Below are 24,303 nucleotides of genomic sequence, written 5' to 3'. Positions count from 1 at the left end.
ATTTTTAATTCACTCACCTTGTTTTATTAGGAAGTCGTTATGAAAGTTCTGATTCAGTTTGATCAAGCGGGTAGCTATAAAGACAGTTTCTGGGATGAGCCTGTTTTTCATGCTAAAGGAGAGCTCTTTTCTGTCACCCCGATTTGTGCGGTAGAATTGATTGAAAACAGTCAAGCACATTTATACATTGATGAAAACGGTGAACTTGTGCTCAGTTAATAAATAGCTTTATATTGCCGCAACGCAGCCTTACTTAATCACAAAACCAAACCGATTAAGTGAAAAGCAAACTATTTGATCAACTTCAAAATGGTGCGGAATTCACGAGTTCGACAATCTTGCACCAATTCATAAAGGCACATCTCAACCCCAGTTATGGCTACGTGTTGCTGAGTCAGTTTATCAATCGCTAAGTTTTTATTAGCTTGGGTTCGCGAGGATATACAGTCTATGACCAAATGCACATCGTAGCCTATCTGTTTTAAATGACTGGCGGTTTGATAAACGCAAATATGAGCTTCAATCCCCGCCACTAACCATGATTTGCAACCAGACTCCTGAATCGCACGCATGAAATCGGCTTCTAGACAGGCATCAAACATGTATTTTTTAATCCGTTTGATATTGGGCAGGAGCTCATGCAACTCTTCAACCGTCTCGCCTAATTTTTCAGGGTTTTGTTCTAACCAGAGTATTGGCATGTCTAAAGACTGTACACCTTGAATCAACGCCTGACACTGTTTTATCAGCACATCACTCTCATCCACTATACGAGCCAGCTTACCCTGAATATCAATCAGAATAAGCCCTGTATCATTTTTGTTGAGCATATCGAATCCCTATTTAACAAGAAAAACCTCAAGCAACCGTGTAAACAGTAAAACTCCGACACTCATATCAAATATAACCTGATGAATAATCTAGAATAAGGCTGTTTTAAGGCTTTATGACCATCAAAATTCTATTCCTTTATGTTCACTACCATCATGGGGGTAACCTGATGAAGTTTATACCATTTGCCGTAGCCTGCTTGAGCGTAAGTTCACTCGTTCAAGCCTCAAGCCCAACAAAACCTTTTGCACAAACCATTTATATTGGCGGAGACATCATCACCGTCAATGATGCAGCACCAACCGTTGAAGCTCTAGCCGAAAAGAATGGCCGCATCTTAGCACTTGGCAGTGAATCAGAAATTATGAAACTCCGCGATGCGAATACCAAAATCGTGAACTTAAATGGTAAAACCATGATACCGGGCTTTATCGATGGGCATGGACATGTTTTCAATACTGGAATTCAAGCTCTGTCTGCCAATTTGTTAGCAGCACCAGATGGAAACGTAAAAGATATTCCATCGTTACAGCAAGAGCTAAAAGCGTGGATGGGCAAAACCAATAACGCTAAACACGGTATTGTTATCGGTTTTGGCTATGACGACTCTCAATTGGCAGAACAAAGGCACCCCACCCGCCAAGAGTTAGATGAAGTATCCCAAACTCTTCCTATCCTGATCATTCATCAATCTGGACATTTGGCAGCTTTAAACTCGAGAGCATTACAACTCGCAGGAATAGAAGCCGATAGTGAAGATCCTGAAGGGGGAAAGATCCGCCGAGAAGCTGATGGTAAAACGCCTAACGGCGTATTAGAAGAGACCGCATTTTTTGGTATGTTGCTCCCTCTATTTTCTAAACTCAATGATCAGGAAAACGAGGTCATCTTCAAAGCAGGTATGAAGCTCTATTCTAGTTTTGGGTACACCACAGCCCAAGAAGGTCGCGCTTCCAGTTCTGCTGTAAAAACCATGTATAACCTGGCTCAGAAGATCAAACTCCCGATTGATGTCGCTGCTTATCCAGATATTCAAATTGCACAGGAGGTGCTCACTCCCCCTTACTATGCGAGCCAATATACCAATGGTTTTCGGGTTGCAGGAGCCAAACTTAACCTAGATGGTTCACCGCAGGGCAAAACCGCTTGGTTAACTCAACCTTACTTAATTCCACCAGCCGGACAGCCTGCAAGTTACAAAGGCTATCCGAGCATGAGTGATGAAAAAGCTGCGGAATACATTGAGTTAGCCCAAAAAAATGGATGGCAGTTATTAACTCACGTCAATGGCGATGCGGCGATTGATCAGTTACTCAAAGGGATTGAAGCGAGCGAGAAAAAACACGGAAAGCCAGACAGAGGCTTTGTAGCCGTACACGCTCAAACAGCCCGCAAAGATCAAGTTGAAAGCTTTAAACGTTTGGGGATATTTCCGTCATTTTTCCCCATGCATACCTTCTATTGGGGTGACTGGCATATGGACTCAGTGCTCGGACCCAAACGAGCACAAAACATTTCACCTACAGGTTGGGCTCGTGAACTAGGTATGATCTACACCTCTCATCATGATGCACCTGTTGCCCTCCCCAACTCAATGCGCGTTTATTCTGCAACCGTAAATCGTATAAGCCGTACAGGAAGAGTGCTAGGGCCAAAACAGAAAGCCTCCGCACTTGATGGCCTCAAAGCACAAACACTCTGGGCTGCAACACAATATAAAGAAGAGAATAACAAAGGCTCTCTCGAAGTAGGCAAGTTGGCTGATCTGGTTATCTTGTCAGGGAATCCACTGAAAGTTGCCTCAGAAACACTGGTCGATATTCAAATACTGGAAACGATAAAAGAAGGCAAGACTGTATATAAAAGCAATGAGCAGACCAATGCTAGCGTTGGCAGCTGCGTGGAATCACCACGTTGTCAAGCCATAGCAACTACGGCCATGATATCAACCGGCATGCTGCATCACGCACATTAACTTTTAACTTCAATTAGACTCGATGTTACTTGATTCACAAGCCAACATCGAGCCTATGTGTATTAGGCAAATCTATAGAATTAACGGCCTATTTGCGCTTTAAGTTTTTCTGATTCCATAAGTCTTTGAGCAAAGAAATGGCAATCAAAAAAGCAGTAACAGGAAACACAACACTCCATGTTATTGTCGTCAGTGTAGGTAACCAAACTGCGTTTGCAACGTTGCCAAGCAGAAAAGCACTGTATAGAAGATATAAGCCAAAAAATAGCGCACCTTCGAGACGACTCAGAATAGCTCCAGTAAACATGAGGGGTAAACACAATAAGGCAACACCGAGCATGATAGGAAAATCCTGCTCAACTAATTGGGCATTCCCAGCTAACCCTTCACCGCTGAACAAGCCCGAAATACCAAGTACAGCTAATAAGTTAAATGTGTTACTGCCGACCACGTTTCCAACAGCAATATCTCTTTGCCCTTTAAAACTTGCCACAATCGAAGTCACAACCTCTGGCAGCGATGTACCTATTGCAAGAATCGTTAATCCGATAATAGCTTCACTCACACCGAAGGTTCGCGCAATATTAACCGCACTGCTCACCAGCAAATTGGCACCGATAATAAGAAGAATAAGGCCTGAAACTAACCACAATGCGCTTTGCCAAGTGGGATAATTCCCCGTAGTCAATACGGATACTTCATCATTGCTATCGGAAGATTGCACATCACTTCTTTTGCCTTGTATAAAAAGGAAACTGGTGTAACCGACTAAGAGTAGAACAAGAATCCCACACTCCCACAAACTCAGTAGTCCATCGGTAGCCATGTAGAACACAACAGCACTGACTAACACCATGATAGGGACATCCTGCCGTATCAGCTGTTTTGAAATGGACAATGGTGTAATAACTGCTGCCAAACCCAATATAAACAACACATTGAATATATTACTACCTACAACGTTAGCCATTGCTAGCTCAGTTTTATTAGACAACGCCGAATTAATACTGACTGCCAGTTCAGGAGCACTAGTACCAAACGCAACCACAGTTAAACCAATGACTAAACTGGGGATGCCAATACTTGCCGCAAGTCGCGCAGCACCTTTAACAAGCCCATCAGCCCCTGAAATCAATAAAATCAGACCTAACACTAAAAAGAGATAGTCCATTTTTTCCTCAACAACTTGCTAAATAAAGAAAGAAACGCTCAGAAACGATTTAAGATATCTAAAAGAAGCTAGCACAACAAGTTACAACATTAAATACGCTTAAAATGTACTAATTCAGACCTGATCTGACAGTTACCCATTTTTCGACTTGATGCCTGTCAGATTATATCTGGGCTAGATTCTTTTCAGCCCAGATTGAATTCCCATCTTCTAATGTTTCTATCAGCGTTCTGCCACAGCACATTTTTCTTTGATGAGTACGGTGATTGTTGTAGTCCATCCATTCGTCCAGATCTTTCTGCAACTCTTCGATAGAACTATACAGTTTTTTCTGAATGTCACTTGGTAGAACTCATTCAATATGGTTTTGTGGAAGCGTTCGCAGATACCATTTGTTTGTGGTGACATCGCTTTAGTTTTCGTGTGGTCGATATCATTAATGGCTAGGTAGAGCTGGTTACAGTATTCAGTACCTCGAGTCAGTCAAGATTCGCAGCATTGGCAGTTCATGCGCCTCAAAGAACGGTAGAACCTTATCATTCAACATATCCGCTACGGTGATTGGTGTTTTCGTTGTGTAGATCTTGGCAAAGGCGACGTTACTGTAGGTATCAATGAAGGTTTGTTGATAGATGTGCCCAGCACCTTTCAAGTTGCCAACATAGAACGTGTCTTGAGAGCCGAGATAACCTGGATGCGCTGTTTCTATCTCACCACAAGCCTCATCATCGTGCTTCTTACGCTCAAGAGCCGCGACTTGCTCATCCGTTAGGATAATACCGTTCTCTGCGACCTGTTTCTCAAGTGCGATAAGATGTTTCTTGAAGTTCTCAGGTCATTGCGAAGCCAGATTGATCGTACGCCACTTGGAGAGATAAACACCCCAGTTTACGTAATTCATTACTCGTTCTAACTTGCCCATGAGCTAGGAAGTCGATGGCGTATTTGATAACGGCTTGCTCAGTTTCACTATCAACACGGTTCTTTAAATTCGGTGATCTTCGGCTCTGGTTAATCAGAGCATCAATCCCCCCGTCTCAACCAATTCTTGATAACGGTAGAAATGTAGTGGTCTAATGAACTCGGACACCATTTTAGGTGGTAAAGTTGCCACCTGATTAAGAGGTGTTTCATGACCAGAAAAAGACGTTCCTTTACTCCAGAGTTCAAACTTGGAGCGGCCAGTTTGGTACTGAACCAAGGTTATTCCATCCCAGAGGCAAGTCGCTCACTGGATATCGGTGAGACTGCACTCAGACGATGGGTCAATAAGTTGGAAGCCGAACGTGGCGGTGCAACTCCACTGAGTAAAGCATTGACGCCTGAGCAGCAAAAGATTCAGGAGCTTGAAGCCAGAATTAATCGGCTGGAGAGAGAGAAAGCTATCTTAAAAAAGGCAACCGCTCTCTTGATGCAGGACGAACTCGAACGTACGCGCTGATAGACCAATTGAGAGGGCAGGAAGCGGTGGAATTGGTCTGTTCAGTATTTGATATCGCACTATCCAGCTTTTATGACTATTTGAGCCGCAAACGCTTGGTGAAAGCACAGCGACTGTTGAACGGCCTGTTGAGGCGTTTGTTAGTTGCCCTACCCCAATACCAGTGCTAACATTCGTACACACAACAAAGGAGCTCACCATGGATACTAGAATTCAATTTCGTGTAGACGAAGAAACAAAACGTTTAGCTCAACAAATGGCTGAAAGCCAAGGTCGAACCCTTAGCGATGCTTGCCGTGAACTCACTGAACAATTAGCTGAGCAGCAACGCAAGGCATTATCTCACGATGCATGGCTAACTGAACAAGTGAATCAAGCATTTGAGAAGTTCGACTCAGGAAAAGCAGTATTCATTGAACATGACATCGCCAAAGCACGAATGGCTGAACGCAAAGCTAAAATCCGAAATCGAGGCCACGCATGATTTTCTGGGAAGAAGCATCTCTCAATGATCGTGAGAAAATTTTCGAATTTCTTTACGACTTTAACCCAGCAGCCGCTGAAAAAACGGACGAGCTCATAGAAGCCAAAGTCGAAAATTTGCTTGAGCAACCACTAATGGGTGTTCAGCGTGATGGCATTAGAGGCCGATTGCTTATTATCCCTGAGATATCAATGATTGTTTCGTATTGGGTTGATGGTTCTAAAATTCGAATAATGCGTGTACTACATCAGAAACAAAAATTTCCAAACGACTGATTTGTTGCTGATTGGCAACTAACGCCCGCCTAAGGGGCTGGCAACGCATTAACACTAAACTCAAATACAACAACCGTAACCACTTCGGCTCATTGGGACTGGAAACGCCGCGCGTTGACAGTCCCTCTTGAGGCGTTTGTTAGTTTCGTAGCCCATTGTTTAACAATGATTTTTTAACTCGTTTGTTTAAAAAACATTTTACGCAAATGCATCAAACAAACACACGTCCAACACCAAAAGCTGTGAAGTTGACCGCCAAAACTCAAAACGATCAAGGTTAAGTTGACCACGGTTAAGAGTCCGCGACAAAGAAAGCATAATTTCAGCGATGATGAAGCCATTTGCGAAACCAAACTTTGAGTGTTGAACATCCAACAGAGTTGAAGCATCGAGATTTGATGGCTTAAAACGACTTTGAAACTGTTGAACTTTCAACGCTTTCTACCAAATCAGTATCAAGAAAAACTCAAAAGCCCAATTGTGCAATTTGAACGCTAAAAGCTGAATTTTCAGAACCTTGTGCGTAAATTTTTGATGATTTTTCTTGAGAGAAACTAACGCCCACCTAAGGGGCTGGCAACGCATACCACCAAACTCAAACACAACAACCGGAACAACTTCGGCTCATTGGGACTGGAAACGCCACGCGTTGACAGTCCCGCTTGAGGCGTTTGTTAACTGTCTTTTATTGGCTTACCTTGGATTTTCACAGCCTTATCGATAGTGCTCCATAATAGATTACTGCCCCAAAGGATAAGCAGCAAATATACAGACCATGCACCTAATGCGATGTAGACTACTGTAGCGGGGCTTTGTTGCGTAATTCGAGGGAACTAAATCAGAAGGTTGCGATCTGATCGGCTAAGTAAGTTAATTATCCTAGTCTCATGCCTAAACCTCGCTACAAAACAACGAACTGGAAACAGTACAACAAAGCCTTAATCAACCGTGGTTCACTCACTTTCTGGATTGATGAAGAAGCCATTCGCCAGTGGAAGCAGAGCAAACAAGATAAACGAGGTAGACCTCCTCAGTTCAGCGACTTAGCCATTACTACTGCGCTTATGGTGAAACGAGTTTTCTCAATGCCGTTGAGAGCATTGCAAGGGTTTATCGATTCTGTTTTTTCATTGGCTAACGTCCCTATAGTCTGCCCACATTACAGTTGTATCAGTCGAAGAGCTAAGCAAGTCGAGGTTTCATTTAAACCAAATAGTAGAGGTGCAATACAGCATCTAGCTATTGATGCAACAGGTCTCAAGGTTTATGGCGAAGGTGAGTGGAAGGTCAAGAAGCATGGTACTGACGGGAAGCGAAGAGTCTGGAGAAAGTTGCATTTAGCGGTAGACACCAGCACTCACGAAATCGTCGCGGCAGAACTGAGTGTATCTAATGTTACCGATGCAGAAGTCCTTCCTAACTTGCTCAAGCAAACACGCCGAAGAGTAATCGAGATATCTGGTGATGGCGCTTATGACACAAGGGATTGCCACGATGCCATACGGTTCAAGCGAGCTATACCACTCATCCCTCCTAGAGAAGGGGCAGCCTTCTGGGAGAATGGTCATCCAAGGAATTTAGCGGTAGGTTGCCAGAAGCTCTACGGCTCCAACAATAAGTGGAAAAAGCGGTACGGTTATCATAAACGCTCACTATCAGAAACAACAATGTATCGAGTGAAGCAGTTGTTAGGTGGACGATTAAGTCTGAGAAACTACAATGCTCAGGTTGGTGAAACTTACGCCATGATTAAAGCGCTGAACAAACTTACAGGGCTAGGTATGCCTGAAACTCAGTGTGTTGCATAATAATTAACCAATTACAGGCAGTTTGGTTCTCTGACCGAATTACGCAACAAAGCCTTCTGTTGTTACTGTCATTAAACCAGTCATCTGATAAGCACATAACTTTCCCTCCATAAAACACATAACGCCCGCCTAAGGGGCTGGCAACGCAAAACCACTAAACTCAAACACAACTGCCATAACCACTTCAGCTCATTGGGACCGGAAACGCCACGCGTTGACAGTCCCTCTTGAGGCGTTTGTTAGCCGTTTTTTTCAAACCTACTGTTTCGTAAGCATTAACCGACGCAAATCTCGCTCCGCACGCATAACAAAAAGAATACGAACCTTTGCATCATCATACTTGTAGAAAACACGACACGGATTTACAACGACTTCACGATAATTGAGGTGTTCTAGTTCTGGAGGGACGCGCCCAGACTCTGGAAAATCGGCCAAACGTTCAACTTTTGTAAAAACGGTTTGCACCAGTTGTTTAGCAGCCACGACATTTTCAAGCGCGATGTATTCAGCAATATCATTCAAGTCGGATAGAGCCGGCTCCGTCCAAATTATTTCAACCATTTTGACATTCTGTCCTTAGCATCTTGATGGCTGACCACTTTACCATCCGCTAAAGCTCGCTCTCCGCGAGCAATACCTTCCAGGATCGCTAAACGATTTTGCATAAATTCATAGTCGTCTACATCAATAAGGTAAGCTGACGGTTTTCCGTGCTCAGTTATCAAAACTGGCTCTTTCGTATCATGAAGATCGGCAAGGATCTTAGTGGCCTGACGTTTTAGTGACGTCACAAGTTCTACTTTCATTTAAGCTGCTCCAAAGAAATACTAAAGTGATACTATTCTATCACTCTAAGCATAGCAAGCTTTCAAACGGCTAACGCCCGCCTAAGGGGCTGGCAACGCATAACACTAAACTCAAACACAACAACCATAACCACCGCGGCTCATTGGGACTGGAAACGCCACGCGTTGACAGTCCCTCTTGAGGCGTTTGTTAGTTTCGTAGCTCATTGTTTAACAATGACTTTTTAAGCACATTTACTTAAGAGTCATTTTACGCAAATGCATCGAACAAGCACACGTCCAACGCCAAAAGCTGTGAAGTGACGGCTAAAACTCAAAACGATCAAAGTTAAGTTGACCGCGGTTAAGAGTCCGCGACAAAGAAAGCAAGATCAAAGCGATAATGCAGCCTTTTGTGAAACTAAGTTGACCGTGTTGAACATCCGACAACATTGGACCATCAAGGCTTGTTGGTTTTCAGCGATTTTTAACCCGCTGAACCTCCAACATTTCCTACCAAAGTAGCATCAGCCTGAAACTCAAAAACCAAATTGTGCAACTGAAAGCTAAAAGCTGATTTTTCAGAACGTTGAACCTGAGTTTTTGATGATTTTTTCTAGATAGAAACTAACGCCCAATTAAGGTGTGAGGCACGCAATACCAATTCTTCCGCATACCACCTTAATCACTAAAGCCAATGCATAGCAAAAATGCCACGCGTGCCGAATCACTCTTAAATTGCTTGTTATGTTCGGAGTTTAACTGCCGTACCAAACACTAAGATTTCTGATGCACCATCAGTAACTGAGCTAGTTGTAAAACGAATTCCCACTATTGCATCGGCATTTAACTTTACTGCATCTTCGATTAATCGTTCTACCGCTATGTTTCTGGCTTCCATCAACATCTCGGTATAACCTTTAAGCTCGCCACCCACAATACCTTTTAAGCCAGCCATGATATCGCGACCTATATGTTTAGACTGGACCACATTCCCATTAACAATACCCAGAACTGCTTCTATTTCCTTGCCAGGAATAGTTTCCGTTGTCGTGTAAATCATAATTTCTCCCTAGAACATAACGCCCGCCTAAGGGGCTGGCAACGCATTAACACTAAACTCAATCACAACAACTGAAACCACCGCAGCTCATTAGGACTGGAAATGCTACGCGTTGACAGTCCCTTTGAGGCGTTTGTTAGCTGAATTGCTCAAGGTTTGCTTCGAGTTGATTAAGTAAACCCTGATTCTCCTGCTGAATCCAGTATTCGACAATTTTGTTTCCACTGACTCTATAAACTGCGCTTCCTACTGTCGAAAGCTTCAAACCTGTTGGCTCATAACCCAAGATGTTTCCTACATGTCGGCCTTCTTGACGCCAACGCACATACACTTTTTCGTCTTGGACTAAAAACTCTTCAATAAGAAGCTCATAACTGCCATAAGCCTCGAGAAATTCTTCTACGTGCAAACGATAATTTTCCGGTGTTCTTTCTATTGCTTCCGACACTCCGGACACAATTTGATGAGCTATGACAACTGGTGCTAAATATTGAGCAGACAATTCAGGGCTTTTCCCAGAACGAACTTGCTCGATAAAACCTCTTACAACTTGTTCAACTGACATTAAAGATTCCTTACATTCAGCTAACGCCCAATTAAGGGGTGAGCAACGCTACCACCCAACTTAAAGCATTGTGCCATAAACACTAAATTTGAAGTAGAAACAAAAATGCCAAGCGTTGGGAATCCCTCTTAAATTGTTTGTTATAACGCAGATTTCCACTAAACGTAAACCTGCCCTTTAAGATACAAAACACCTTTTCCAGAGATGACTATTGATTTACCTGACACGCTGCACTTTAAGACACCACCTCTTCTTGAAGCTTGGTAAGCAACTAAATCTGATTTACCCAATTTATCAGCCCAGTAAGGAGCCAACCCAGAATGAATAGAGCCTGTCACGGGATCTTCGTCACCACCGTTCGCAGGCCAAAAGTAACGAGATATGAAGTCATAGTCTTCGGATTTAGAAGTGACGACCACATCCAATGGCGCGAGCTGTTTCAGTTGTTCAGAAACGTAAGTCACTTCAAGAACGTCATGCTCATTTTCATAGACGGCAAAATATGCTTGTCTATTTCTTAGAACCTCTACCGGCTGTTTCGATAAGCCAGCCAATAACTGTGCAGGAACAAGTGATACAGCTTCTGGTTTTTGGTTAGGAAAGGTCATTTCGATTTCGTTGTTTACATTAAGAATGACCGTTAAGTTACCGACTTCACGAGTTATGAACTCGATTTGGTGTGTTACACCAAGCTCTTTAAACAATACGAAAGCAGATGCCAACGTAGCATGACCACAAAAGTCAATTTCAGTCATTGGTGAGAACCAACGAATTTCGTATTGGTTAGAGCCTATAGCTTTTACATAAGCTGTTTCTGAGAGGTTATTTTCAGCTGCAATATTCTGCATTAGGTCATCTGAAGGCCATTGTTCAACGGGAATGACCGCAGCTGAGTTCCCTTTAAATTGTTGATCTGTAAATGCATCAACTATAAATATATCCATTTTCAACGTACGAACTCCATTTGCGTTATAACGCCCGCCTAAGGGGCTGGCAACGCATAACACTAAACTCAAACACAACAACCATAACCACCGCGGCTCAATGGGACTGGAAACGCCACGCGTTGACAGTCCCTCTTGAGGCGTTTGTTAACTGGCCAGCGCTTATGATTTTCACTGCACTTTTAACCAACAAAAAGAAGATTACTCTACTCTTCGTTTGGTGTTTTCACATCTCGGGCTGGTTTTCTGAGCATAAAAAATCCGCAAGCTTCACGCGTTGCAGTCGTAGGTTGTTCCCAAGCACCACAAAGATCCTTGAGATTATTTTTAGCTCTTTCGAAATGACGGCATTGCCCACAACGAAACATTTGCAAACTCCTTTTGCTCAGATGCTTTTGGCATTTCCATTTTGCCAGTTAACGCCCGCTTAAGGGGCAGCCAACGCTACTATTAAACTTTTGCATAACAACGTAATCACAAAAACCAATGCATAATAAAAATGCTACGCGTTGGTTGTCCCTCTTGAAGCGTTTGTTATGCATTTTTTCCTTCATATTCTGGCATTAACCTAAATTGAATGAGTGATTCTAAAAAATTCAACGCGTAATCAGACTCAGAGCTAGAGATTTTAAACTCTATTCGAGAGATATTGTTCTTAATCCAGTCTTTGACGTTGTCGGGATTTAAACTATCTATTTCATCATGTTTCTCCACTGGGAAAAACCGCTTAAAACGTTCCACATCTTTCTGAATTGATTTTGGAAATGTGCTCGGTGTCGTTTTATCTAAATTATAGTGATGAGAGTTCCAACGGGCTTGGCTCTTAGCTCCAGCTTTACCTACTTTAAAACAGTAGTTTCCATAGAGAAAGACATAAACACCCTTCTCATCATTTTTTAAAGCTGTGGGTATATGATCTTCTCCCATTTCCATATAGACAGCTTTACAATCCACACCTGTGAGATTGATAAATTCCGCTTTTAGTCTATTTGTTAAATTTTGACTCATAATCGTCCTCTAATGCATAACGCCCGCCTAAGGGGCTGGCAACGCATAACAACCAAACTTAAACACAACAACCGAAACCACCGCGGCTCAATGGGACTGGAAACGCCGCGCGTTGACAGTCCCTCTTGAGGCGTTTGTTATGCTTAAGCTTCAACACTTTACATTTGAACCCAGTCAACAATAACCCACTGAAATCATTGACCAAACTTTAAACTCCCTTGAATTAGAACTGGCGCAACTTTTACCTATGAACAGACCAATGCAGGCTTTCATTTAGCAACTAGGCCAATGTGGAAACCCTCTCCGACAAACCAACTCACCACGCATAGGAAAAATAATTCAATGAGGCAATAACGCTGAAACTTAAAGCGACAGACACATTGCTGTTTCATTAGGCAGCGAAAAACAATGCTCAATTGCCGACTAACTTTCAGCCTATAAGTAAAGGCACCAAACTGCCCAAAGCGACTTGAGAGAGCAAAACTCACCTCACGTGGACTCAAAAGCCCAATGAGGCAATCACTCAGAATTTACAGCGCCAGATACATTGCCGCTTCATTAGGCAGCGAAAAACAATATTGAATTGCCGAAAAAACATGAACGAAATACCAAAGGAGTCGACAACCACAACCTACTGATCTTTATGGATTAAGCATAACGCCTGCCTAAGGGGCTGACAACGCATACAACTAAACTCAAACACAACAACCGAAACCACCGCAGCTCAATGGGACTAGAAACGCCGCGCGTTGGTAGTCCCTTTGAGGCGTTTGTTATGCTTAAGCTTCAACACTTTACATCTGAACCAAGCCAAGAGTAACCCTCTGAAATCATTGACCAAACTTCGAATTTCCTTGAATTAGAACAGGCTCAACTTTTACTTTGATTTTACCTATGAACTGACCAATGCAGGCTTTCATTTAACAACTAGGCCAATGTGAAAACCCTCTCCGACAAACTCACTCACCACGCATGTGCACAATAACTCAATGAGGCAATCACGCTGAAACTTGAAGCGATAGACACATTGCTGTTTCATTAGGCAGCGAAAAACAATATTGAATTGCCGACAAAACCTGAACAACATGCCTAAGGGATCGACAATCACAACCTGCTGATTTTTATGGATTATGCATAACGCCCGCCTAAGGGGCTGACAACGCATACCACTAAACTCAAACACAACAACTGTAACCACTGCGGCTCAATGGGACTGGAAACGCCACGCGTTGACAGTCCCTCTTGAGGCGTTTGTTATGCCACTAGCGCTCACTGATGGCCACTTTGCCTGCCAACCCAATAAGTAGAACTCCCGATACCCCCTCAAGCACTCGAGAATATCGCTGGGAATTAGGTCGATTAAACACCCAACTACCCACTGAAGCATATAAAACGTTACACACTGTAGCTAAAGTGCTGAACACTAAACCAAGCATGAATAATTGCATCGATGCGGAACCAGCCGAAGTATCAATAAACTGAGGCAAAAATGAAAGAAAGAATAGGGCTACTTTCGGATTCAAAACGCTGACGACGATACCTTGTACAAATACGTTTTTATTACTATCCGAGCTTTCGCAAACAACAATTTTGCTGCCTCCACGCCACATGGAAAGTAAAGACTGGATACCTAGATAGACTAAGTAAGCCGCTCCCAACCATTTCACTACACTAAAAGCTAATGCAGAACTTAAGATTATTGCGGATAAACCTAAACAAGCCGCTAACGTATGCACAAAATAACCAATACCTAGCCCAACAGCTGCTTTCATTCCGCTTGCCATTTTGCCTTTCATTGTATTTGAAACAATGTAGATGACATCTGGCCCTGGGATCATATTGATTGTTAGACAAGCAACAACAAATAACAGTAGTGAATTTAAATCCATTTATTTTCCTCTATGTTAAACACCTTGTGGCATAACGCCCGCCTAAGGGGCTGACAACGCATTACACCAAACTCAAACACAACAACTGCAACCACCGCGGCTCAATGGGACTGGAAACGCCACGCGTTGACAGTCCCTCTTGAGGCGTTTGTTAGCTTCGTAGCCTATTGTTTAACAATGACTTTCTAAACACATTTGCTTGAAAGCGATTTTACGCAGAAGCATCACGCAAACACATGTCCAACGCCAAAAGCTGTGACGTTGGCTGCCAAAACTTAAAACGATCTAGGCTAAGTTGACCACGGTTAAGAGTCCGCGACAAAGAAAACCAGATCACAGCGATGATGCTGCCTTTTGTGAAGCCAAACTTGCCGTGTGGAACATCCAACAACCTTGAAGCATCGAGGCTTGTGGGTTTTCAGCGGCTTTGAACCTGCTGAACTTTCAACAATTTCTACCAAATCGGCATCAGAGAAACTTGAAAGCCAAGTTGTGAAATTAGAATGCTAAAAGCAGAGTTTTCAAAGCAATTAACTTCAGATTTTGATGATTTTCGCTTTAAGAAGCTAACGCCCGCCTAAGGGGCTGGCAACGCATTAACACTGAACTCAAACACAACAACCGTAACCACCGCAGCTCAGTGGGACTGGAAACGCCGCGCGTTGACAGTCCCACTTGAGGCGTTTGTTAGCTGTTTTTGTTTTCCACATACTGTTTAAAATTGTTGAGAATTGCTTGCCAACCATCTCGCTGTAGTTCAACGGAATTTTCCTGTTCAGGGTCAAATTCAATGTCAATCTGAGTACCGCTTTCCACTTCGGAAAACGCGACTTTCGCTGTTCGTCCGCCAAACTCATACTCCAGAAGATGACCAATCACCACATTGGTGTAAGTGCCCGAAAAATCAAACCCAAAACTTCCATCTTTAGCTTCCATACGAGAAGTAAAGTCACCTCCAGTGCGAAGATCTACGGTTGCTTTAGTTGTATGCCAGTCGTCTGAAGCTGCATTCCATTTGATAATGTCATCTGGTGTGGTGTACGCAGCCCAAACCCGATCTCTCGGCGCAATAACACAAACCTTAATGCTGATTTTCATCATGTTTCCTTCCATTGACGCTGAATGACAGCTAACGCCCGCCTAAGGGGTTGGCAACGCATAACACTAAACTCAAACACAACAACCATAACCACTACGGCCTATTGGGATTGGAAACGCCACGCGTTGACAATCCCTCTTGAGGCGTTTGTTATGTACGATGCTCCAGCAATTGGAGCCAATCTTCATGACTTAGCGCATTTTTCGAAATGTAAATACTACGTTTCTGCATAGTATCTTCAAAATATGAGACTTTTATGGTCGAACCTATTCCTAAGGGCAGAAAGTTATTCAACAAAGTTACATCACAGGCCAACCCTTTAAAAAATAGCTGCCCACCTGATATTTCTAGAGAACCTTGCCGAAACTTATTCCATAAAATAAAGATTCTAGCGGCTGCACCACAACACATTAATAATATAAATGTTTGTATCCACTGATGAAAACCACTTGAAAGCCAATATAAAACAAACCACATAAGCACAATATAAGCGAGCTCTGTGGACACATATTTGTACATATTCAATCTAATGTTATTGTTCATTTTTTCTACCTAGTACATAACGCTCGCCTAAGGGGCTGGCAACGCATAACACTAAACTTAACCACAACAACCGTAATCACCGCGGCTCAATGGGACTGGAAACGCCGCGCGTTGACAGTCCCTCTTGAGGCGTTTGTTATGCTTAAGCTTCAACACTTTACATTTAAACCCATTCAAGAATAACTCACTGAAATTATTGACCAAACTTCGAGTTTTCTTGAATTAAAACTGACCAATGCAGGCTTTCATTTAGCAACTCGGCCAATGTGGAAACCCTCTCCGACAAACCAACTCACCACATGTTGGTGCTACAACTCAATGAGGCAATGACGCTGAAACTTAAAGCGACAGACACATTGCTGTTTCATTAGGCCGCGCAAAACAATGCTCAATTGCCGACAAACTTTTAGCCTGTAAGTAAAGGCACCAGACTGCTCAAAGCGACTTGAGAAAGCCAAACTCACCTCGCGCAGACTTAAAAACCCAATGAGGCAATCACTCAGAATTTACAGCGCCAGATACATTGCCGCTTCGTTAGGCAGCGAAAAACAATATTGAATTGCCGACAAAACCTGAACAAAATGCCAAAGAAATCGACAAACACAACCTACTGATTTTAATGGATTAAGCATAACGCCCGCCTAAGGGGCTGGCAACGCATAACACTAAACCTAAACACAATAACTGCAACCACCGCGGCTCATTGGGACTGGAAACGCCACGCGTTGACAGTCCCTCTTGAGGCGTTTGTTATGTTCGTGCCGAAACTAGTTCTATTTAATTTGCTCGAACATACATTAGATGAATCCCTGTTGGAGTTATCTTAGTTAAATCTCTACTGTAGACATAACCATATTGTTCCAGAAGATCCAACGTGTGATATGTCCAACCAGCAGCAAATGCAACACCAACTAGAGCAAATGAAATACATATCTTGTTGGCTAATTTCATTGCATTAGGAGAATAAACTTTTCCAATCCCTTTCCCATAGTAGAGTGCTTTGGGCGACATCCACAGTAAACAAAAAACAGCACCTAGACATCCCATTGGAACCCAAAGAGTTAGAACAGATAGCCTTACAACAGACTCCTTGTTCAATAAAGCTAAGTAATCACGAAATACTCCATAAGAAGGATATATCCAACAGAGTAACATCAATGCAATTAGGGCAATGCCCGCTAGACGGACTTTATTCTGTTGCGACATTTTCTAAAGCCTCGACAAGGTGATTGGAAATCTTAAAGTCGTCCCAAGCCAGCTCGATCAGCGCATAAACAGCAACACATGCTATCGCACCAATAACAATAGGAGCACTATAAGTAGCGGCTATCCACAACGCCGCTTCTCCAGCACCAAACTGTACTAGAGCTTTAAACATGTCTGAGCCAACATTCCCAAACCAATTAACCAGATGATAATCATCTTTAAACACCAGATCAGTTGTCGCTATACTTGCCGACACCACAAATGTTAATGCGGCTGCACCTTTAAAATTGGCCGATTTTGATTTGGGACTGAATCCTGCTTGCATGGATTTGAACGAGTTCAATGGGTACTTTTTGCCGTTCATATTGATACGAGTACCGTTTACGAAGGCATGATTTAAGACTTTGCCATTTTTATCCGTACCAGAAAATGCCACAAAGGTTTTTCCTTTGCTCTCCACCAAGTCGGCTTTAATACCCATGTCACCAAATTGCTTTGCGATTGAATGGGCATTAAACATTGGCTCTGTATGGTTAAACCAGGATTTAGACGTGTTGATACTCGCAGCAATGGCAGCAGCATCACGACCAGACTCCAACCAAATGTTGTGCAAGATTTTATGGGCATCTTCTAAGTCTGCAATAAGAACATGTTGATGATTCTTTGCCATTTCTTCTTCAAGTGAACACTGCGAACTTAGTGAGTCTCGAAGAGAATCATCAAGCATTTGTGAGGCATTTCGGCGAGTAAGGACATCCGCTCTTTGTAATGCATAACGGTCTTCGTTTGCTTGGACATAAGACCACGTTTCTTCAGATTGTCGATGATTCTCTTGGAGTTGCTTTAAATACCGTTCTTTCGGAGAAAGTTTAGGCTTTGGAGCTTCAGGTAAAGTGTCCCCCTCAACCCAACGCATATTGTACCGACTAATATCTTTTGTCATGGCTTTGACATCCTCGCTTATTCTGCTTTAAGCGCATGATAACGCGAAAATTGGCGAGGCAAAAACTTGCTCACGGGCAACAAATTGCCTGCAATAATTTGACGATTTACAGATAGAGAACATAACGCCTGCCTAAGGGGCTGGCAACGCATTACCACCAAACTTAAACACAACAACCGAAACCACCTCGGCTCATTGGGACTGGAAACGCCACGCGTTGACAGTCCCTCTTGAGGCGTTTGTTAGTTTCGTAGCTCCTTGTTTAAAAATGACTTTTTTAACACATTTGCTTGAAAGTAATTTTACGCAAAAGCATCAAGCAAACACACGTCCAACGCCAAAAGCTGTGAAGTTGGCTGCCAAGATTTAAAACGATCAAGGTTAAGTTGGCCACGGTTAAGAGTCCGCGACAAAGAAAGCAAGATCACAGCGATGATGCAGCCCTTTGTGCAACTAAGCTGACCGTGCTAAACATCCAACAACGTTGAAGCTTCGAGGCTTGTTGGTTTTCAGCGACTTTGAACCAGCTGAACTTTCAACACTTTCTACCAAATCAGCATCAGTCAAAACTCAAAAGCTAAATTGTGCAACTTGTACGCTTAAAGCTGATTTTTCAGAACGTTGAACCTGAGCGTTTGATGATTTTTCTAGATAGAAACTAACGCCCGCCTAAGGGGCTGACAACGCATAACACTAAACTCAATCACAACAACCGTAACCACCGCGGCTCAATGGGACTGGAAACGCCGCGCGTTGACAGTCCCTCTTGAGGCGTTTGTTAGTTTCGTAGCCCATTGTTTAACAACACCTTTACTTGAAAAGCATTTTACGCAAATGCATCGAACATGCACACGTCCAACGCCAAAAGCTGTGAAGTTAGCTGCCAAAACTCAAAACGATCAAGGTTAAGTTGGCCACGCTTAAGAGTCCGCGACAAAGAAAACCAGATCACAGCGATGATGCTGCCTTTTGTGAAACCAAACTGGCCGTGTTGAACATCCGACAACATTGAAGCTTCAAGGCTTGTTGGTTTTCAGTGACTTTGAAATCGCTGAACTTTCAACACTTTCTACCAAATCAACATCAGGAAAAACTCAAAAGCCAAATAGTGAGACTTGAACGCTAAGGGCTGAATTTTCAGAACCTTGTGCATGAATTTTTGATGATTTTTCCTGAGAGAAACTAACGCCCGCCTAAGGGGCTGGCAACGCATAACACTAAACTCAAACACAACAACCGAAACCACCGGGGCTCATTGGGACTGGAAACGCCACGCGTTGACAGTCCCTCTTGAGGCGTTTGTTAGCTTCGTAGCCTATTGTTTCCCAATAACTTTTAAACACCTTTGCTTGAAAAGCGATTTTACGTAAAAGCATCAAGCAAACACACGTCCAACGCCAAAAGCTGTGAAGTGGGCGACCAAAACCTAAAACGATCAAAGTTAAGTTGGCCACGGTTAAGAGTCCGCGACAAAGAAAGCCAGATCACAGCGATTATGCAGCCCTTTGTGAAACCAAACTTTCAGTGTGGAACATCCAACAACATTGAAGCATCGAGATTTGTTAGCTTACGGCGACTTTGAAACTGCTGAAATTTCAACACTTTCTACCAAATCAGCATCAACAAAAACTCGCAAGCCAAGTTGTACAATTTGAATGTTAAAAGCAGAGTTTTCAGAACAATTTAGCTTAGATTTTGATGATTTTTGCTTTAAGAAGCTAACGCCCGCCTAAGGGGCTGACAACGCATAACAACCAAACCCAAACACAACCACCGAAACCACCGCGGCTCAATGGGACTGGAAACGCCACGCGTTGACAGTCCCTCTTGAGGCGTTTGTTATGCATGTGCCACAACGCGAGCCATATGATAAACGTCAACGTAGCTGCCATTTCTGAATGCATAAGCTTTCGACTCACCTTCAATTACAAAGCCGAATTTCTTGTACAAATTAATCGCTCGTTCGTTATCCACATAGACCGTCAATTCGATTCGTTTCACATTCAGCCAGTTATCCGCTAAATCGATAACCGTTTTCAGTAAAGCACTACCTACACCTAAACCTTGAACATCGTCTTTTACGCCCATACCGAATGTACCGACGTGACGACGTCGCGGATTGGTACATAGCTCAAACCCCAAATTACCTACTACTTCACCGTCCACTACTGCCACATACGCATAAACATGCTCTGGAATATTCTGGAAACGTTTTTCCCACATATCTGAGGATGGAAGCGGAAGTTGTAATGTGCCGGTGTAGGCATTTGGACACTCATAAATTCCTTTTATCGCTTTAGCATCTGATGGCTCTGCTCGCCTGACTTCAACAACCATAGTTCCTCTTTCCTAAAAAATGCATAACGCCGCATTAAGGTGTGAGCAACGCTTGGCTATATTTGAGCGAAGCGAAAACGCCAAGCGTTGCGAATCACTCTTAAATGCTTTGTTATGTGTGTACTTCTTTGTAGGCGAAAGAACTAGCAAATACTTGGATATCGTCTCCTGATTGCATCTCTATAATGTACGCTCCTTTCTCTGACACTCTTACTTCGTTGACTGAAACCGATGGTCCCCACGGCTCTGATTGGGTTATATTCACGGCTGATACCTCTGAGAAACCAATTTCGAACTGCACGCTCTCTTTCGAGCATAGTAATCCAGTTATTCGAACTGATTTTTGCTCCCACAAATACTCGATAGATTGAACGACCGAATCATGCAAACGTAAATCTGGAAATCTCATATAATCCTCAAAACACATAACGCCCGCCTAAGGGGCTGACAACGCATTACCACCAAACTCAAACACAACAGCCGTAACCACCGCGGCTCAATGGGACTGGAAACGCCACGCGTTGACAGTCCCTCTTGAGGCGTTTGTTAGTTTCGTAGCCTATTGTTTAGCAATGACTTTTAACACATTTGCTTGAAAGTCATTTTACGCAAATGCATCGAACAAGCACACGTCCAACGCCAAAAGCTGTGAAGTTGGCAGCCAAAACTTAAACCGAACAAGGTTAATTTGGCCACGGTTAAGAATCCGCGATAAAGAAAGCCAGATCACAGCGATGATTCAGCCTTTTATGAAACCAAACTGATCAAGTTGAACGTCCGACAACATTGAAACATCAAAGCTTGTTGGTTATCAGCGATTTTGAAACCGCTGAACTTTCAACGCTTTCTACCAGAACAGCATCAGTAAAAACCCAAAAGCCAAAATGTGCAGCTTGAACGATAAAGACTGAATTTTCAGAACCTTGTGCGTGAATTTTTGATGATTTTTCCTGAGAGAAACTAACGCCCGCCTAAGGGGCTGGCAACGCATAACACTAAACTCAATCACAACAGCCGTAACCACCGCGGCTCATTGGGACTGGAAACGCCACGCGTTGACAGTCCCTCTTGAGGCGTTTGTTAGCTTCGTAGCCTATTGTTTAACAATGATTTTTAAACACATTTACTTGAAAGTCATTTTACGCAAAAGCATCAAGCAAGCACACGTCCAACGCCAAAAGCTGTGAAGTGGGCTGCCAAAACTCAAAACGATCAGGTTAAGTTGACCACGGTTAAGAATCCACGACAAAGAAAGCAAGATCAAAGCAATGATGTAGCCTTTTGTGAAAGCAAACTTTCCGTGTGAAAAATCCAACAACATTGAAGCATCGAGGCTTGATGGTTTTCAGCGACTTTGAAACTGCTGAACATTCAACACTTTCTACCAAGTCAGCATCCGAAAGACTCGAAAACCAAGTTGTGGAATTTGAACGTTAAAAGCTGAATTTTCACAGCAAATGAGCTTAGATTTTGATAATTCTAGCCTTTAAGAAGCTAACGCCCGCCTAAGGGGCTGACAACGCATTACCACTAAACTCAAACACAACAACCGAAACCACCGCGGCTAATTGGGACTGGAAACGCCACGCGTTGACAGTCCCTCTTGAGGCGCTTGTTATAGCGATTTTTCTTTCAGAATAATCGACCGAGCAAAAGAAGCAATTGAAATGCCGACAACTAGTCCTGCACCATTTGCGCCTAAATCGAGCCACTCACCATAACGATTTACATATGGCTGAACTAATTCAATAAAGCCACTATAAACTAAGAAGCCAACGATAAATAACAACCACTTTTCGGGTCTCGCTAACGCTACTGGAAATGCCAAAGCCCCATAAGCAATAAAATGGTGAGTTTTATCTGTCCCTGGAACGGAAGGAAGATTATCCAACGGATATAGAGACAAAACCGTAATTGCCAGAGCTATTAAAAATGTGAGTAACAGCCAGTGACGTTGAGCTAAATTTAACAAAGATTTCAAGATATTCTCCGAATCGCTATAACGCCCGCCTAAGGGGCTGGCAACGCATTACCACTAAACTCAAACACAACAACCGTAACCACCGCGACTCATTGGCTCAATGGGACTGGAAACGCTACGCGTTGACAGTCCCTCTTGAGGCGTTTGTTATGTTGCCGAACCCAAAAGCTTATTCAATGCATCTATTGGATAATCCCAACCTAGATTGCGTTGTGGAGTTCGGTTAACACGTAAAGTCACGTCACTTAAGTCACAATTCTGCAAACCACCATCACAATAGATGTAGTGCTCATAGCCATTAAGAACATCCGTCATGTTGCCTAACAGTTTTCTACTTTCTGTTTTTGTGAACAAAACCTTTTCAGGAGCTCGCTCAAAGGCAGCTATGATGTCATCTGGAAACCCTTCAAGCTCAAGCAGTTGTAGCACACCTTTCTTAAAGATTACGCCGATGTCTTTGATATGTTCTTTTCGTAAACCGATAAGAACAAATGACATCAAGGTTTGCTCTTCCATAAAAACGAGGCATTTACGACGTTCAACAGTAAAAAGGTTTACATACCAATTACCTATTACAAAATTTTCATCTTGCGCTTCAGCCAAATCAGATGGCTTAAGCCCAAATGCATCTTGGACTTTTTTGGTACACCGTAATTGATACATCTACTTTATCGCCTGCTTAGTCGTTTAGAAGCGATACTTTAGAGCATTCCTAAAGCCAATTGCAACATAACGCCCGCCTAAGGGGCTGGCAACGCATAACACCAAACTCAACCACAACAACCGTAACCACCGCGACTCATTGGGACTGGAAACGCCACGCGTTGACAGTCCCTCTTGAGGCGTTTGTTATGCTTAAGCTTCAACACTTTACATTTGAACCAACTCAAGAATAACCCACTGAAATCATTGACCAAACTTCGAGTTTCCTTGAATTAGAACTGGCTCAACTTTTACCTATGAACTGACCAATGCAGGCTTTCATTTAGCAACTCGGCCAATGTGGAAACCCTCTCCGACAAATCAACTCATCACATGTTGGCGCTACAACTCAATGAGGCAATCACGCTGAAACTTAAAGCGACAGACACATTGCTGTTTCATTAGGCCGCGCAAAACAATGCTCAATTGCCGACAAACTTTTAGCCTGTAAGTAAAGGCACCAAACTGCTCAAAGCGACTTGAGCCAACAATACTAACCTCGCGCAGACTCAAAAACCCAATGAGGCAATCACTCAGAATTTACAGCGCCAGATACATTGCCGCTTCATTAGGCAGCGAAAAACAATATTGAATTGCCGACAAAACCTGAATGAAATGCCAAAGAAATCGACAAACACAACCTACTGATTTTTATGGATTAAGCATAACGCCCGCCTAAGGGGCTGGCAACGCATAACACTAAACTCAAACACAACAGCCGAAACCACCGCGGCTCAATGGGACTGGAAACGCCACGCGTTGACAGTCCCTCTTGAGGCGTTTGTTATGCTTAAGCTTCAACACTTTACATTTGAACCAAACCAATAATAACCCACTGAAATCATTGGCCAAACTTCGATTTTCTTGAATTTGAACTGGCTCATTTTTTACCTATGAACTGACCAATGCAGGCTTTCATTTAGCAACTAGGCCAATGTGGAAACCCTCTCCGACAAACCAATTCACCACGCATGAGCACAACAACTCAATGAGGCAATGACACTGAAATTTACAGCGACAGACACATTGCCGTTTCATTAGGCAGCGCAAAACAATGCTCAATTGCCGACTGACTTTCGGCCTGTAAATAAAGGCACCAAACCGCTCAAAGCGACTTGAAAGAGCAAAACTCAACTCGCGCAGACTCAAAAACCCAATGAGGCAATCACTCAGAATTTACAGCGCCAGATACATTGCCGCTTCGTTAGGCAGCGAAAAACAATATTGAATTGCCGACAAAACCTGAATGAAAT

30 protein-coding genes and 6 pseudogenes are annotated in these 24,303 nt (G+C 43.0%); 6 read left to right on the top strand and 30 right to left on the bottom strand.

Annotation, left to right across the window (positions count from 1 at the left end; translation table 11 throughout):
• Positions 1-39 precede the first annotated feature (39 nt).
• Positions 40-219 carry a hypothetical protein gene (locus tag VOA_RS07305; RefSeq protein ID WP_000866094.1) on the top strand — a complete coding sequence of 60 codons (180 nt, stop codon included), beginning with the start codon at positions 40-42 and terminating at the stop codon, positions 217-219.
• 71 nt (positions 220-290) lie between these two features.
• Here the strand turns inward: VOA_RS07305 and VOA_RS07310 are convergent, their stop codons facing one another.
• Positions 291-830: a hydrolase gene (locus VOA_RS07310; RefSeq protein WP_000932876.1), complete on the bottom strand. Its 540-nt coding sequence runs from the start codon at positions 828-830 to the stop codon at positions 291-293.
• A 170-nt stretch (positions 831-1,000) separates the two neighbouring features.
• On the opposite strand from VOA_RS07310, the gene VOA_RS07315 reads away from it, so the two are divergent.
• Positions 1,001-2,806, top strand: coding sequence for an amidohydrolase (locus VOA_RS07315; protein WP_032468336.1), 1,806 nt, complete (start codon positions 1,001-1,003; stop codon positions 2,804-2,806).
• Positions 2,807-2,894: 88 nt separating this feature from the next.
• On the opposite strand, the gene VOA_RS07320 is transcribed toward VOA_RS07315, so the two are convergent.
• Together VOA_RS07320 and VOA_RS19595 are read right to left on the bottom strand one after the other, a co-directional pair.
• Positions 2,895-3,977: a calcium/sodium antiporter gene (locus tag VOA_RS07320; RefSeq protein WP_000385046.1), complete on the bottom strand. Its 1,083-nt coding sequence runs from the start codon at positions 3,975-3,977 to the stop codon at positions 2,895-2,897.
• A 163-nt stretch (positions 3,978-4,140) separates the two neighbouring features.
• Positions 4,141-5,040: pseudogene (locus VOA_RS19595) on the bottom strand (integrase core domain-containing protein); the annotation flags it as partial.
• A gap of 69 nt (positions 5,041-5,109) precedes the next feature.
• Between VOA_RS19595 and VOA_RS07325 the strand changes: the two are divergent.
• From VOA_RS07325 to VOA_RS07335, 3 genes and pseudogenes are all read left to right on the top strand, one after another.
• Positions 5,110-5,558 (top strand): annotated as a pseudogene (locus VOA_RS07325) (transposase); the annotation flags it as partial.
• Positions 5,559-5,617: 59 nt separating this feature from the next.
• A complete protein-coding gene (locus tag VOA_RS07330) occupies positions 5,618-5,902 on the top strand; it encodes a type II toxin-antitoxin system RelB/DinJ family antitoxin (RefSeq protein ID WP_000381183.1) in 285 nt (94 codons plus the stop codon).
• Entirely contained in the window at positions 5,899-6,177 is a 279-nt protein-coding gene (locus tag VOA_RS07335) for a type II toxin-antitoxin system RelE/ParE family toxin (RefSeq protein ID WP_000578471.1), read from the top strand. The genes VOA_RS07330 and VOA_RS07335 overlap by 4 nt, the downstream gene beginning before the upstream one ends.
• 198 nt (positions 6,178-6,375) lie before the next feature.
• On the opposite strand, the gene VOA_RS20425 is transcribed toward VOA_RS07335, so the two are convergent.
• On the bottom strand, positions 6,376-6,552 hold the full coding sequence (locus tag VOA_RS20425; protein WP_043881278.1) for a DUF645 family protein: 177 nt from the start codon (positions 6,550-6,552) through the stop codon (positions 6,376-6,378).
• Positions 6,553-7,064: 512 nt separating this feature from the next.
• Between VOA_RS20425 and VOA_RS07340 the strand changes: the two genes are divergently transcribed.
• Positions 7,065-7,985 (top strand): IS5 family transposase, encoded by a 921-nt coding sequence (locus VOA_RS07340; RefSeq protein WP_001125874.1) that lies wholly within the window; start codon positions 7,065-7,067, stop codon positions 7,983-7,985.
• 258 nt (positions 7,986-8,243) lie between these two features.
• Here the strand turns inward: VOA_RS07340 and VOA_RS07345 are convergent, their stop codons facing one another.
• The 26 genes and pseudogenes from VOA_RS07345 to VOA_RS19495 all read right to left on the bottom strand — a co-directional run bounded on the left by VOA_RS07345 (position 8,244) and on the right by VOA_RS19495 (position 24,199).
• Positions 8,244-8,546, bottom strand: coding sequence for a type II toxin-antitoxin system RelE/ParE family toxin (locus VOA_RS07345; RefSeq protein ID WP_000229322.1), 303 nt, complete (start codon positions 8,544-8,546; stop codon positions 8,244-8,246).
• Positions 8,534-8,791 (bottom strand): type II toxin-antitoxin system Phd/YefM family antitoxin, encoded by a 258-nt coding sequence (locus tag VOA_RS07350; protein ID WP_000861987.1) that lies wholly within the window; start codon positions 8,789-8,791, stop codon positions 8,534-8,536. Before VOA_RS07350 ends, VOA_RS07345 begins: the two co-directional genes overlap by 13 nt.
• Positions 8,792-9,041: 250 nt before the next feature.
• Positions 9,042-9,223, bottom strand: a pseudogene (locus tag VOA_RS19580) (DUF645 family protein).
• A gap of 292 nt (positions 9,224-9,515) precedes the next feature.
• Positions 9,516-9,833, bottom strand: a complete 318-nt coding sequence (locus tag VOA_RS0118330) for a heavy metal-binding domain-containing protein (protein ID WP_000640723.1) — start codon at positions 9,831-9,833, stop codon at positions 9,516-9,518.
• A gap of 136 nt (positions 9,834-9,969) precedes the next feature.
• The gene (locus VOA_RS07355) at positions 9,970-10,398 is read right to left on the bottom strand and encodes an ester cyclase (protein WP_000110179.1); all 429 of its coding nucleotides are present in this window, start codon (positions 10,396-10,398) and stop codon (positions 9,970-9,972) included.
• A gap of 158 nt (positions 10,399-10,556) precedes the next feature.
• Entirely contained in the window at positions 10,557-11,348 is a 792-nt protein-coding gene (locus VOA_RS07360; RefSeq protein ID WP_198006598.1) for a PhzF family phenazine biosynthesis protein, read from the bottom strand.
• A gap of 528 nt (positions 11,349-11,876) precedes the next feature.
• Complete coding sequence (locus VOA_RS0118320; protein ID WP_000081331.1) at positions 11,877-12,350, bottom strand: hypothetical protein; 474 nt, start codon at positions 12,348-12,350, stop codon at positions 11,877-11,879.
• A 269-nt stretch (positions 12,351-12,619) separates the two neighbouring features.
• Entirely contained in the window at positions 12,620-12,838 is a 219-nt protein-coding gene (locus VOA_RS0118315) for a DUF3709 domain-containing protein (RefSeq protein WP_032468309.1), read from the bottom strand.
• 428 nt (positions 12,839-13,266) lie between these two features.
• Positions 13,267-13,437: a DUF3709 domain-containing protein gene (locus VOA_RS19550; RefSeq protein ID WP_232202804.1), complete on the bottom strand. Its 171-nt coding sequence runs from the start codon at positions 13,435-13,437 to the stop codon at positions 13,267-13,269.
• Between the two features lie 175 nt (positions 13,438-13,612).
• Entirely contained in the window at positions 13,613-14,239 is a 627-nt protein-coding gene (locus VOA_RS0118310; RefSeq protein WP_000365425.1) for a LysE family translocator, read from the bottom strand.
• A gap of 211 nt (positions 14,240-14,450) precedes the next feature.
• Positions 14,451-14,630 (bottom strand): DUF645 family protein, encoded by a 180-nt coding sequence (locus VOA_RS07365; protein ID WP_032468308.1) that lies wholly within the window; start codon positions 14,628-14,630, stop codon positions 14,451-14,453.
• Between the two features lie 296 nt (positions 14,631-14,926).
• Positions 14,927-15,340 carry an SRPBCC domain-containing protein gene (locus VOA_RS07370; protein WP_232202796.1) on the bottom strand — a complete coding sequence of 138 codons (414 nt, stop codon included), beginning with the start codon at positions 15,338-15,340 and terminating at the stop codon, positions 14,927-14,929.
• Between the two features lie 148 nt (positions 15,341-15,488).
• A complete protein-coding gene (locus tag VOA_RS20285; RefSeq protein ID WP_001063542.1) occupies positions 15,489-15,881 on the bottom strand; it encodes a hypothetical protein in 393 nt (130 codons plus the stop codon).
• 245 nt (positions 15,882-16,126) lie between these two features.
• A pseudogene (locus VOA_RS19535) lies at positions 16,127-16,345 on the bottom strand (DUF3709 domain-containing protein).
• A gap of 313 nt (positions 16,346-16,658) precedes the next feature.
• Complete coding sequence (locus VOA_RS0118295) at positions 16,659-17,087, bottom strand: hypothetical protein (RefSeq protein WP_000082747.1); 429 nt, start codon at positions 17,085-17,087, stop codon at positions 16,659-16,661.
• Positions 17,071-18,030 (bottom strand): hypothetical protein, encoded by a 960-nt coding sequence (locus VOA_RS07375; RefSeq protein WP_009356013.1) that lies wholly within the window; start codon positions 18,028-18,030, stop codon positions 17,071-17,073. The genes VOA_RS0118295 and VOA_RS07375 overlap by 17 nt, the downstream gene beginning before the upstream one ends.
• A 302-nt stretch (positions 18,031-18,332) precedes the next feature.
• Positions 18,333-18,467, bottom strand: coding sequence for a DUF645 family protein (locus tag VOA_RS19525; RefSeq protein WP_086026413.1), 135 nt, complete (start codon positions 18,465-18,467; stop codon positions 18,333-18,335).
• 389 nt (positions 18,468-18,856) lie between these two features.
• A complete protein-coding gene (locus VOA_RS07380; RefSeq protein WP_000947615.1) occupies positions 18,857-19,039 on the bottom strand; it encodes a DUF645 family protein in 183 nt (60 codons plus the stop codon).
• Between the two features lie 353 nt (positions 19,040-19,392).
• Positions 19,393-19,527: a DUF645 family protein gene (locus tag VOA_RS0118280; RefSeq protein ID WP_232202807.1), complete on the bottom strand. Its 135-nt coding sequence runs from the start codon at positions 19,525-19,527 to the stop codon at positions 19,393-19,395.
• Between the two features lie 342 nt (positions 19,528-19,869).
• A complete protein-coding gene (locus VOA_RS0118275) occupies positions 19,870-20,367 on the bottom strand; it encodes a GNAT family N-acetyltransferase (protein ID WP_000259915.1) in 498 nt (165 codons plus the stop codon).
• Between the two features lie 604 nt (positions 20,368-20,971).
• Complete coding sequence (locus VOA_RS19515) at positions 20,972-21,106, bottom strand: DUF645 family protein (RefSeq protein ID WP_232202806.1); 135 nt, start codon at positions 21,104-21,106, stop codon at positions 20,972-20,974.
• A 400-nt stretch (positions 21,107-21,506) separates the two neighbouring features.
• Positions 21,507-21,688: pseudogene (locus VOA_RS18930) on the bottom strand (DUF645 family protein).
• Between the two features lie 294 nt (positions 21,689-21,982).
• Complete coding sequence (locus VOA_RS0118255) at positions 21,983-22,348, bottom strand: VanZ family protein (protein ID WP_000838679.1); 366 nt, start codon at positions 22,346-22,348, stop codon at positions 21,983-21,985.
• A gap of 147 nt (positions 22,349-22,495) precedes the next feature.
• On the bottom strand, positions 22,496-23,011 hold the full coding sequence (locus VOA_RS07385) for a DUF6933 domain-containing protein (RefSeq protein WP_000284462.1): 516 nt from the start codon (positions 23,009-23,011) through the stop codon (positions 22,496-22,498).
• 360 nt (positions 23,012-23,371) lie between these two features.
• Positions 23,372-23,590: pseudogene (locus tag VOA_RS19505) on the bottom strand (DUF3709 domain-containing protein).
• Positions 23,591-23,965: 375 nt separating this feature from the next.
• A complete protein-coding gene (locus VOA_RS19495; RefSeq protein WP_083806548.1) occupies positions 23,966-24,199 on the bottom strand; it encodes a DUF3709 domain-containing protein in 234 nt (77 codons plus the stop codon).
• Positions 24,200-24,303: the final 104 nt, after the last annotated feature.

It is taken from the genome of Vibrio sp. RC586 (assembly GCF_000176715.1).
Lineage (GTDB): Bacteria > Pseudomonadota > Gammaproteobacteria > Enterobacterales > Vibrionaceae > Vibrio.
This window is presented reverse-complemented; position numbering and strand designations above follow the sequence as displayed.